At 35.8% G+C, this 11,634-nt stretch carries 13 protein-coding genes; 6 read left to right on the forward strand and 7 right to left on the reverse strand.

Going from position 1 to position 11,634, the window contains the following annotated elements:
• Window positions 1–699 precede the first annotated feature (699 nt).
• The 3 genes from F6K13_RS02620 to F6K13_RS02630 all read left to right on the forward strand — a co-directional run bounded on the left by F6K13_RS02620 (window position 700) and on the right by F6K13_RS02630 (window position 2,866).
• Window positions 700–1,179 (forward strand): hypothetical protein, encoded by a 480-nt coding sequence (locus F6K13_RS02620; RefSeq protein ID WP_124155577.1) that lies wholly within the window; start codon window positions 700–702, stop codon window positions 1,177–1,179.
• A 495-nt stretch (window positions 1,180–1,674) separates the two neighbouring features.
• The gene (locus F6K13_RS02625; RefSeq protein WP_287286775.1) at window positions 1,675–1,914 is read left to right on the forward strand and encodes a peptidoglycan-binding protein; all 240 of its coding nucleotides are present in this window, start codon (window positions 1,675–1,677) and stop codon (window positions 1,912–1,914) included.
• Window positions 1,915–2,614: 700 nt separating this feature from the next.
• Window positions 2,615–2,866, forward strand: a complete 252-nt coding sequence (locus tag F6K13_RS02630; RefSeq protein ID WP_192901060.1) for a hypothetical protein — start codon at window positions 2,615–2,617, stop codon at window positions 2,864–2,866.
• Window positions 2,867–2,872: 6 nt separating this feature from the next.
• Here the strand turns inward: F6K13_RS02630 and F6K13_RS02635 are convergent, their stop codons facing one another.
• From F6K13_RS02635 to F6K13_RS02665, 7 genes are all read right to left on the reverse strand, one after another.
• On the reverse strand, window positions 2,873–3,175 hold the full coding sequence (locus F6K13_RS02635; RefSeq protein WP_124143808.1) for a hypothetical protein: 303 nt from the start codon (window positions 3,173–3,175) through the stop codon (window positions 2,873–2,875).
• Window positions 3,176–3,971: 796 nt separating this feature from the next.
• Window positions 3,972–6,140, reverse strand: coding sequence for a DUF3987 domain-containing protein (locus F6K13_RS02640; protein ID WP_124143807.1), 2,169 nt, complete (start codon window positions 6,138–6,140; stop codon window positions 3,972–3,974).
• 434 nt (window positions 6,141–6,574) lie between these two features.
• Window positions 6,575–7,153 (reverse strand): hypothetical protein, encoded by a 579-nt coding sequence (locus F6K13_RS02645; RefSeq protein WP_124143806.1) that lies wholly within the window; start codon window positions 7,151–7,153, stop codon window positions 6,575–6,577.
• A complete protein-coding gene (locus tag F6K13_RS02650) occupies window positions 7,153–7,395 on the reverse strand; it encodes a hypothetical protein (protein WP_124143805.1) in 243 nt (80 codons plus the stop codon). The genes F6K13_RS02645 and F6K13_RS02650 overlap by 1 nt, the downstream gene beginning before the upstream one ends.
• A 72-nt stretch (window positions 7,396–7,467) precedes the next feature.
• On the reverse strand, window positions 7,468–7,983 hold the full coding sequence (locus F6K13_RS02655) for a hypothetical protein (protein ID WP_124155576.1): 516 nt from the start codon (window positions 7,981–7,983) through the stop codon (window positions 7,468–7,470).
• Complete coding sequence (locus F6K13_RS02660) at window positions 7,983–8,141, reverse strand: hypothetical protein (protein ID WP_287286777.1); 159 nt, start codon at window positions 8,139–8,141, stop codon at window positions 7,983–7,985. Before F6K13_RS02660 ends, F6K13_RS02655 begins: the two co-directional genes overlap by 1 nt.
• A complete protein-coding gene (locus tag F6K13_RS02665; RefSeq protein ID WP_124143801.1) occupies window positions 8,119–8,445 on the reverse strand; it encodes a hypothetical protein in 327 nt (108 codons plus the stop codon). Before F6K13_RS02665 ends, F6K13_RS02660 begins: the two co-directional genes overlap by 23 nt.
• 505 nt (window positions 8,446–8,950) lie before the next feature.
• Between F6K13_RS02665 and F6K13_RS02670 the strand changes: the two genes are divergently transcribed.
• From F6K13_RS02670 to F6K13_RS02680, 3 genes are all read left to right on the forward strand, one after another.
• Window positions 8,951–9,145, forward strand: a complete 195-nt coding sequence (locus F6K13_RS02670) for a hypothetical protein (RefSeq protein ID WP_124143800.1) — start codon at window positions 8,951–8,953, stop codon at window positions 9,143–9,145.
• A 611-nt stretch (window positions 9,146–9,756) separates the two neighbouring features.
• Window positions 9,757–10,074, forward strand: a complete 318-nt coding sequence (locus F6K13_RS02675; protein WP_124143799.1) for a peptidoglycan-binding protein — start codon at window positions 9,757–9,759, stop codon at window positions 10,072–10,074.
• Window positions 10,075–10,837: 763 nt separating this feature from the next.
• Entirely contained in the window at window positions 10,838–11,317 is a 480-nt protein-coding gene (locus F6K13_RS02680) for a hypothetical protein (protein ID WP_124155577.1), read from the forward strand.
• Window positions 11,318–11,634: the final 317 nt, after the last annotated feature.

The raw sequence follows: 11,634 nt of genomic DNA on the forward strand, positions 1-11,634 counted from the left end.
CTACTGAGAACACCAGCATATTTATGCCCCAACTGAGATTCCAGTTCGGCACGTCCTCTGGTATCGGAAGCCCGGAATAAACAAAAATCTTGATTGGTAAACACCCACAACCATTCCTTCACTCCTTGTAAAACTGTAGCCAAGCTTCTTTATCATCCCCATTTAGGGTGTCTAGTAGCTGGTAGACAGTTCACTATACACCTGTTGTTGACTATGAATTTGAATGATAACGATATTGTCTCATTGAACCCAGGTTAGCGTTGGAGATAGTAATTTCGACTCATAGAAGAGGCTGTTTTTAGCCTATATTAAAACAGCTATAGTGGTTGGGAGAACGTTTTTTTTTGATTGTTAATTGAGAAAATTAACAATAACTCTTGAAAATCTCATTCCCAAGAGGATTTTTGAGGGTGTCTACTACTCACTAGACACTGCACTAGACAGCGTACACAACACCTCACTGGACAGTTAACCAAGAAAATGTCACTATCTCCTCACAAAACTATTATCATGGCAGAATGTGACCCCTAACTGCTAATCAATGTGTAAGAAAATCCACGTCCACCCACAATAAAAAGTTAATTGTGACAACTAATGCACATTATCGAACTTCGCCAAAATTTAGGAGATGATTAAGACATGAAAGGAAAGAGAACAACCTCTTCCCACATCAACAAATTAAAAACAAGGGAACCTTAGATGAATATTCAAACTAACCTCAACAAAGCTTTTAGTTTCAGTTTAGTTGCTTTAACCGCTACTTCTTTATCATTAACTCCTGCAAAAGTTGCTTTTGCTCAGGTAAAAGTTGAGCCCCTGATCGCTCCTAGCGTTATAAATGAAGGGATGAACGGAACATGGAATTTACAATGGAAAGTCAACGGATTGTTATATAAAGGTCGTTTAAAAATGAATGGAAATTTTGGAACTATGGTTGTAAATGTAACTAGACCTAATGGTAGGAGAGTTTACTTTGAACAACAAATGAATATGCATCGTCAAAGAAATGGTTATACTCTTCAAGGTAATAGACCTACTTATCCAGGTAGGGATGCAATAAACCGTAACTATCAACCTGATAATTTTTATGTTGAGTTAGATGATAGTGGTCATTTGAAAATGAAAAATTGTTCTGATTATTCTGGTTATATTCCAGTCAGGATGACAAAAATTAATTAATTAATTCAATCAAGTTTAATCAACTTATTCTAGGGGTAGATTTGGCAAAAAAAACTGAGCTTGCTGCCCCAAGAACCATTATCATACTTACGACCCATCAACCTATCCGCCCAATCCTGAAGCTTGGAAGCTTCTGCCTGATTCTTTCTATTTTCAGCAGCAATTTGCAAAAGGTTTGCAGATTAACGAACACTATATTGAAGTTTATTAAAGTTAGCATCACCAGGGAAAATTTCAGCTAAAATTAGACAATATTTCTCTAATCAAGTCAAGTTGTGATAGAAAATTCACGTCCACCCACAATAAAAAGTTAATTGTGATAACTCATGCACATTATCTACCTGCTCAAAAATTTAGGAGATAATAAAAATATAGAGTAGGACTTACGCAACGAGACTAATTATACTGGGTTTATCTTGAATGATGACCAATTAATACGCTATATATAGCTTTACTGTGTAAGTCCTGATCAATTCAAAAAACAAGGAGAAAATTATGTTTACTGGAACTCAAAGAACTAGGTCTCTTCGTACTCTTACCTTTGGTAGCACTGGTGAAGATGTGAAACATTTACAAAGACAGTTAAATGTTTTTAGATTTGGTCCCTTGGTAGTTGATGGAATATTTGGTGTAGCAACAGAAGAAGCTGTGAAGAAATTCCAAAAATCCTCTGGTTTAACTGTGGATGGAATTGTGGGTTCCCAAACTTGGGCACGATTAGAATGGCTCGATTAGTAGTTGAATTCACTAACCAAAACTAATCAGGATTTACGCTAGCGGTATACATAAAGTCTACTAATTTAGGCGATTGTTGACGCAAAGCTCCGCTAACGCCTCAATATTTCTGCCATTCTTAAAGGCGTAAAACTAGAGTAACTGCAATTAAGTACCAAGTTCTCTGCTATCACAAACTAGATAACGAATTTACGGGATTTCAGCTTTCACTATCTATTAAAAATAGTTGATGAAAGGTATAGCATACCTTTTCTAGCTAAGAACTTAAAAGTTTTGCCACAAAAGAATTATAGGATTAGTTGGCACGCTCATTGCAGCGTCTCTAGTTTTAGCCCTAATTGCAGGTTTGTGTGTGCCAAATTTTATTCTGGCATTTTTATTAACTATAAATACGGATACAAAACAATTGAGTTTGGAGACTTAGTCACGAACCCTAGCTTTAAGCCATTTCCGAAAATGGCAAGATGCTAAAATATTCTTACAGTCTTATGAATACCTGCTGGACTGTAAGCAAGAACAGCGATGGATGGTGTATTTTGGCTAAGTCCTGGATAGACTAGAACAAGTCAATGATACTTTTTCCATAGTTTAGGTCAATATGGCGAACCTGTTATACGAAACTCCCTAGAAATAGAACTCTCTTCGTACAAAGATTTGCCATAGAAAGAACAATTTCTGCACCCATGAAGGATTACTAAAGATGAAACTACTCACTCCTGAATTCATTTACTCCATAACCCCTATCTTTATTGCAACGATTGGTGGAATCATTGGAGTTACTGTCTTAGTTACCGATAGTGATGATGCCAAATGGTCATCCGGAATCGGGTTAGCTGGAACAGCAATTGCTGGTGCCGCTGGTTTAGCACAGTCTAACAAAAATGAATCAACTGTTTCTGCTCGAGATGGCGTTGCGAGAGGAAACGGACAGAAAACAACGCCACACGTATAATTTATCTTATACGCACAGTTTAACTGGAACTAGACGTATAATTCGATGTACTCTAACAACATAATCAGCAAGAGACATTAAATACTCAATTGCTGCATCAACTGTTCTATGTATACCAGGCTTTCCTTTATTAACCATCTCAAATACCAGACCAATCTCTACATATAAATATGAATAGTAACATTGTTGTTCTCTATTATTAATAAGCTTAAAGCCAAATTGTATATCTTCATCCACCAAATCTTCTGGATGTTCAACTGCATATCCCCATTTTTCAATTGTAATTTTTTGTTCAACACTAGTAACCATTAAGCCCCCCTTAAACAAATTAATTCTTTCTAAGGTTCCGTCTCAGGGGAGCCGTCGTTGATTAAGTTTCCGTAATCTTTGAGTCTTTTGGATGGCTAAAAAAATTCAGTCAATGATTGCGTTTTTGGCAGCTTTAGTAGTCGGCAAACAATGATAGCGCAACCGCAAAACAACGGTGACAAATTCGGTACCGCTATGCTGAAACACTTTACCTGCACACGTCCTCACATAATAAAAAAATACAAAAATCATGATGAAACCGACGGACAGTGCAGGCCGCTGACGCTAAAGTATTGCTACCGAATTTGTTCAATACTTACATTCTGCCATCAGCGATAGTAACAGTAGCAGATACATAAACTGTGGCTCCGCCAAGGTTAAAGTTACTACTATTACTCCACCTTTTCTAAATAACAACCTCTAACTTTATACTCTGAAGATTTTTAATTTTTGACCCAATATTCTCTTTATGAATTAGGATTTTTTTTCACAACGACCCTCGTAATAATTAATCTTAGAATTTAATATCTTAGAAAATTTTAGACTAATTTTCTCATTAATTGATGGCCAATTATATAGCAGATAGTAGCCTCTAAATATAGGATGTGTCCAATAGAGGCTATTGGGATTTTGATTTTTTCTGGGAACTACCCAATTCCCAGTGATTTAAGCTGAAATCTTTACAGGATAAAGATTAGAGAACCCAGAGATTAACCCAAATATACCCAGACCTACCCAGAGATTACCCAGAACTACTGGGTTAAATTGGGTACATTTCTGGGTAGTTAAATACTTACTATGATTGAATTTCAGCTATTTCTACTGGGTTTTGGGTAAATGCTTTAAATCTCAATCGCGTTCCAGAGCCTTCTAATTGTCCATAGCCCATTTCAGCCAAATCCTTAAAGTAACTTCTGGCCACTTGAGCAGTAAATTTAGGTTTAACTTTGTCAAATTTCTTGCTAGTAACAATATCAGAACCAGATAAAAATTTATCCTTTCTTTGACAATAATCTAAGAGACTTTTTAGCATATCAGAAAGTGCTGGTTCAGGCTTCAGCAAACAAACTTTTTCAATAAAATATTGTTGTTGAACTATACTGTCAAAAGCCACTTGACAAACTGACTGAGGAATTAAATTAGTTGGTTCATTTGGATAGCTAAATAATAAATGAAGCAACCCACAATGCCTCAGAAACTTACCAGGAAATTTATTCAAAAATTCAGCCATAATCTGGTTATTTTCCTCCATGGCTTTAGTTTCCACCAAGCTGATTTTAGTGACAATATATTTAAAAGCATCCGGCGAAAACATAAATTTTTGCCCTGGTAGTTGAGCAGCCCAAACCAATAATTTATAAATATCCTCAGTAACGTCAACTGCACTGCCACCTGAAATCACTTCTTCTAAGGTTAGTGGTTTGTTCTCCATCCATAAGTAGTTGAATCTAGCAAAATGACCTGCACTGCGAAGGTTTGTCTGACTCAATAAATCCTGAAATACCTCCGGCTGTATTGCACCAATAATCCCCATTTGGCAGTTAAAACTGTTACCAGTCATTAAACTACCACCAAGTCTATCATCAGATTTCATACGGAGTTTGGGTGAAATGTTGCCATCGTAAAACTGCAGCCAAGCTTCTTTATCATCCCCATTACGGTATTGATTCATTGCTGCAAAGTGCGCTGATAATTCATCATAGAAAAATGTAATTCCTTTGTTGCCTTGGCGTTGGAACTGAGCGCAAACTGCCTCCATTGTAAAGCTGCTTTGTATGAATGTTCTGTAATGTACATCAATTGGTTTGTCCCCTGGATTTTTATCTCCTTTCTCCCATTCAGCTAGTAAAGATTGATAGTGTTGGTAGTCATCCATATAAGCATCAGCAGCTTGTTTTTCTAATTTTCCTAATGCCTTGCGAACTGGTTTAATAAATGGTGATTTACCTTTGCCAGAAGTAGCAATTAAACATACCCAACTGATTAATTTTTCTGACCAACCATCATGTACTTCCACCTCAAATTCACCATGAATAACTCCACTAATAGCAGCTATTAAACACTCCATTATTGCCAGTTCATCCCATCCCAGGTTCTGAGCGTGTAGGCTACACATCTTTAGTTTATCCGGCAGATAATCAGACTTTTTATTAGGGCGAGTTAGTGGGGTAAATAGCTTTTTTTCTTCTAAATCTTCTTGTTCTTTTTGAAGTTGCCAATAAATTGATTTAATGTCCAGTTTATTAGCTTTATATTTAGCAAACTCAATCTCCAGTTCCGATGATGATAAATCCTTTTCTAAAAGAGAGGCTGCCAGTTGCTTAGAATGTTTTTGTCGCTCATCAAAAAGTACCTCATTAAACTCATAAATATTAATCAGTCCTTGATTAACAATTTCTTTCTTTAAATCCTGAATTGCCCCTAAGTCAAAGAGAATTTCTCGGATTTGTCCTCTTAAATCATCTACTAAATATTCATGCGGATTCTTATGACGCTCTGGTTTTTCTAAGAGACTAAATTCCAGAACTTTTAAAGCATACTTCTCTTGTGATAACTGAGGATAACTTAGCAAGTTATTAAGATGGTTGATTAGGTCAGCTCTCTCCATTTTTACTAATAAGTCACAGATGATTGGTTGAGTTATTTGTTGGAAAATTTCATGAGATTCTTTACAAGCTCGGTACAAGACTTTATGGTCATTAAATCTAAATGAATCGACTGATATTTCTTTCTTATTTAGTTCCTCAAAATCAGCCCCATGCATGATTAAATTAGCAAATACTTGATTTGTTGTTGTTTTGTAAGCCCAATTATCTCCCATACTTTGTAATAAATATGGGTTAATATTGTCATAATTAGGATTGACTGACTCACAAGCATACTTTAGGCCATTACCTGAATCTAAATATCCAGGGGTTGTATTTCCACGAAGGTTGTCGTAATTGTTGCTTTTTGTTTCACTCATTATATAATACAATAATAATTGTCTAGTCGTTGTCTATTGTCTAGTCGTTATCTAATTGAATTTTAATTCCAAATAAAAAATAATTGGAATTATATTACAATCCTCTCAGAGTCCAATTCTGAGAGGATTAATTATTTATACCATTAATTTGTGATAGAACATTCATTGATTTCCTTAATCAACACTTTATAACTCCTTCAATCTATTCTCCCAAGACTTCAATAACACCAAATCATCTCCTTCTAAAAATTGACAATTACCAACTTTTTCACACATCCTCTGATATCTTTTTTTCTCATCTTCATGAAGCCAATCTTGATGATTGTATAGAGACTATAATCCTTCCATTTGGCCAATTAAATTATTATCATCTTTCGTATCTAATTCAAAAGATATTTCTAGCATTTTCTCATATTTATCAATCATAATAACTCCTAAATAATTGCTCTAATTTGCTCCAATAATTGTTTACCTTTCTGATAGCTCCTACCTTTCATTTGCAACACATTTTCAATGATGTAAGAATCGGAAGCGGTGGAAGTACGAATAAAATCGACTAGCTTAACAACTTCCGCTACTTCCATTTCTTCCAATGCTTCCACCCGTTTTGATAGTGTGAAAGTAGGTTGTTTAGCAGCTTCCTGTGATTCTACCACTTCAGGTGCGATCACCTCCTGGTTATTTGTAGCACTACCAAAAGATAATATTTGTTTTGCATCTTGGTTAAATCCTTGTTCACGGGAGTATAATATCGCAGAAGTTTCGGCATCAAAATCTAATTGTTCAGCACGTCTAATTACACCAATTAATTCTTTAAACTGAGCAGAAGTTTTACTAATTATCCAACCCAGAATAGAATGTCCTAATGACCATGCAATGGCAAAGTGTAATAACTCCTCATTGCGACTAATTACTGCATAAATACCAAAGAAAGATTGACCTAAAAGATAAAATTTAGTTACGTCATGTAGTTCATTTAGATGGCTTATAATTCTCTCAGTTGCCAAGTTCATCAGATAAAAACTCCTAAACTAAATCCTGATAGAAATGCTGTTGCTGTCAAGACAGTGAAAGCTATTAATTCCCAGAAATCACTAACTCCTCTTTTAATCCAGTAGTAACCAGTTAATCCAATTGTTGCTAGTAGTTTGAGAACGATTATTGGGATTAAAAATCGCCACCAACCTACAGCTTCATATCCTACTAAAATTGCAGCGGTAAAAATTCCTTGGAATAAAAATGTTGCTTGCCACATAATACCGTTTCTGTTTATAGTATAGTGATAAGGGAAGGTTGCAGCCTTCCCTAAAATCAAGTCAAATGTTTGTTAGCTTCTCAATTTGCTTCGGATTGCTGCTATATCAGCATCAGCTTTTTGGGAAGCTTGCTCATAGTTAGCAGCAGCACCAGCAAATGTCTTTCGCTTTCCTTGTGCGTATGCTCCAAATCCTGCTATGAGTTTGGCTGATTTGGCTGCATATTTAATTGCTTGTCTTGCATATCCTTTGACTCCATAGAAAGCATTGTTTCTGGTGTAGTCACTTTTTAGTAGTCTGGCAGCAGTTCGATATCCTTTAGCACTGCTTCCGTTTAGTTTTACCTGTTCGTTGACTTTACCTTTAAGAGCTTGATATTGTTGCTCATTAATGGTTACAGGTGACTGCAAATCTGCCATTGATTTATGTGGTTGCAGTGTACCAGGATTGGTTGGTGTCAGCGAATCTGTTGTTGCTTTTCCTACTAAGTCACTGGCAGTTCCTAATCTGTGTTCGCCGTTAGCAAGTGATGAACTGTTGCTTTGTGCAGCTCCTGATATTTTAGCAAGTGCGTTTCCTAAACCCATTATCTCTCCTTAGTTTCAGTCTTTTCTATTTCTCCTCTACTCTCTCCAGGAGTGATTGATATTGCTGCAATTGTGAATAGTGATATCAATGAAATTGGTATGAGAGTAGGTAGGAGTGTGTATTCTAAAATTCCTTTAACTCTCTTGTTTTTTGCCATTGTTTTGACTGGGAAATATAGGTGGTGAGTGAAGTTCATTGAATATGCTTTCATCTAAGTCATCGTCAGTTGATGATAGTTGATTCATTAGTTTTTCAACAATTATCATGCGTGCATCTTCTTTGAAGTCAGCATAATAATGTTGATATGCTTTACCCCAAGTGATAGCATCTTCACGAGCAGTGCGTTTAGCATCAGCAATAATTTCACTGAGTTCTAATTGTTGAAATTGTTTTTCAGACTGGGATTGAGTTGACTTCGATTGGTTGATTTGTTGCACTATGGCGCTGTTGTTTGTTGTCATTGTCGTAATCTCTGATTAATTTCAAAAGTTCAGGTAGGTGAAGTACACCTTGACCGCGCGAACGGTATGTTGCCATCCATCGAAACACAACGATAATTTCTGATGAACTTCTATCAAATCCTCTATCGCCCTTGAAGTGATTGAACCCACTGATATTGCATGACTTCAATAATTCCACATCTTTATATAGTTGTGGATATGAAATTGGAATGCCAGCGAAGGCAAGCCCTTCAAGTAATTGTTTCCGTGAAAGCCAGTCAGACTGCCCGATAGCAAACTGAATAGCTCGATGAATTTTGGCAATTGTATAGTAGTTGAAGTTGTTACTGGATATGTAGCCCTCCATAAAGTATATTAAAGGTATTGGTATTGTATTATCAAGGTTTAATAGCCTATAGTTCGTCCGGTTTCTCCCGTTCACCAGTCTATTTATTCCTTGAATATACTCTTATTATAAGTGAATTATAAGTATATGTCAAGAGGGAAAAAAGGTAGTCAGAAACAAATGAAACAAATATCAGTTAGTGTCCCTGACTATATATATAAAGCGTTAGTCTTTCTTACTGAAACGTCAGGTAAAAGCCAGAGTGCTTATTGCGCTCCATGGATTGAAAATGGTGTGATTGATGAAATTAGCAGATTTAGGAAACTTCAAAATGAAATGAATGACCTTGAAATTCCACTTGAAGATGAAGAATAGCTCTTAAGAAGCGGAGTTTCCAAGAACTGTTAAACTCGTTCTCTAGATTTAGTGTTGAGTACCTAAATCACTCGTGAGAACGCCACTTTTTCAATAAGTATATTTACTGTGTAGTGGGGTGTCTAGTAATCACTGTACAGTGCACTAGACACCCTTCACTGAACTATTGTGTACCATAATGCGGGTTTAGTTTGCCAATTATCCTGTTTGGCAATGTTTTTAATCAAAGACTGCACTTTATAACACAAATTCAGATGAACACCAGTAATGTGAATAATTTTGCCAGAAAAATTGGATTTTTGTTTTGAAGTGAATTAGAAATGCACATTGGTTATGGAAAATTCCCAGAAACAGTCTTATTTAACATTCGACTTGCAATTAAATACCATTTTCGTTACTGCAAATAAACCTTGGTTAGGATTGTTTGTAATGAAACAAGATAGGTTCTAACAAAACCATAGCTATGGCTAAGGTAGCTATCAACAAACCATCTTTTTTACCAGCAATCAGTATTCAGCTAAAATTCGGGGGTTAAAATCTCCATTATACGACTTGAAAACTGATTACTGATTGCTAACCTAATCTTCAACTAAACTAAGGAATTTTCTCAAATGACTGTATCAACAATGACTGTATCAACTTTGCCTGTATTAAAAGAAGGGGATAGTGGAGATGCTGTTCGGTTTCTTGAACAATTGTTATCTTCAATCTTTTGGTTCGGTCTACCAGTTGGAAGACCGACTCTTATTACCGATAATGTAATATTTGATGCCCAATATGATAGTCAAACCAAACAAATAGTAGCTGAGTTTCAACAAAATTATAACGCTACTTTTCCTTTTCCATCGCCTGATATTACAGTAGATGGAGTGGTGGGTCCTGAAACCTGGAAAGCTTTGGGTGATGCCATCTTCAAATACACTTATTAAAACTATCGCTCTGACAGAAGGTATAAGGAGTCCTCATCTAAAAGTGTTTCATTTTAGATGGGGGAGCCTCAACTATAAGGAAGTTTAGTTGAGGTACTTCACTCCTTTATCCATACTTCTTTGATACACTACCAAAAGTTCTAGTTATTGCGCAAACAGAAATATAGGGAATAGATTCAGTCGGAGGCTAAAACCTTATGAACATGAAATGGAAAAAATTAATATTAATCTTGTTTATTTGGCTCGCCACTGAATTCTTTCTGAATTTCACAGGATTGGATGAGGTAGCTAATTACAGTGAGTATATTCTACAAATCAATCATCAACATATTGAAGCGCTCGACTCACCAATCATGTTTTAATATTCGACACGTTTATGGCAATTTTCAGGGGAAAAGCCGTAGTAGTCTCTGCTCTACCTGGATAGAGGAAAGCATAGGAAATGAAATACAGAGACTGGAAAGGTACAAAAAAATTGATAAGTTATTGGAAGATAAAAATCACTCTTGAGTATACGCACCTCACTGGACAGTTAACCAAGAAAATGTCACTATCTCCTCACAAAACTATTATCATGGCAGAATGTGACCCCTAACTGCTAATCAATGTGTAAGAAAATCCACGTCCACCCACAATAAAAAGTTAATTGTGACAACTAATGCACATTATCGAACTTCGCCAAAATTTAGGAGATGATTAAGACATGAAAGGAAAGAGAACAACCTCTTCCCACATCAACAAATTAAAAACAAGGGAACCTTAGATGAATATTCAAACTAACCTCAACAAAGCTTTTAGTTTCAGTTTAGTTGCTTTAACCGCTACTTCTTTATCATTAACTCCTGCAAAAGTTGCTTTTGCTCAGGTAAAAGTTGAGCCCCTGATCGCTCCTAGCGTTATAAATGAAGGGATGAACGGAACATGGAATTTACAATGGAAAGTCAACGGATTGTTATATAAAGGTCGTTTAAAAATGAATGGAAATTTTGGAACTATGGTTGTAAATGTAACTAGACCTAATGGTAGGAGAGTTTACTTTGAACAACAAATGAATATGCATCGTCAAAGAAATGGTTATACTCTTCAAGGTAATAGACCTACTTATCCAGGTAGGGATGCAATAAACCGTAACTATCAACCTGATAATTTTTATGTTGAGTTAGATGATAGTGGTCATTTGAAAATGAAAAATTGTTCTGATTATTCTGGTTATATTCCAGTCAGGATGACAAAAATTAATTAATTAATTCAATCAAGTTTAATCAACTTATTCTAGGGGTAGATTTGGCAAAAAAAACTGAGCTTGCTGCCCCAAGAACCATTATCATACTTACGACCCATCAACCTATCCGCCCAATCCTGAAGCTTGGAAGCTTCTGCCTGATTCTTTCTATTTTCAGCAGCAATTTGCAAAAGGTTTGCAGATTAACGAACACTATATTGAAGTTTATTAAAGTTAGCATCACCAGGGAAAATTTCAGCTAAAATTAGACAATATTTCTCTAATCAAGTCAAGTTGTGATAGAAAATTCACGTCCACCCACAATAAAAAGTTAATTG

The organism is Okeania sp. SIO2B9, from assembly GCF_010672505.1.
In the GTDB taxonomy this organism is placed as follows: Bacteria; Cyanobacteriota; Cyanobacteriia; order Cyanobacteriales; family Microcoleaceae; genus Okeania; species Okeania hirsuta.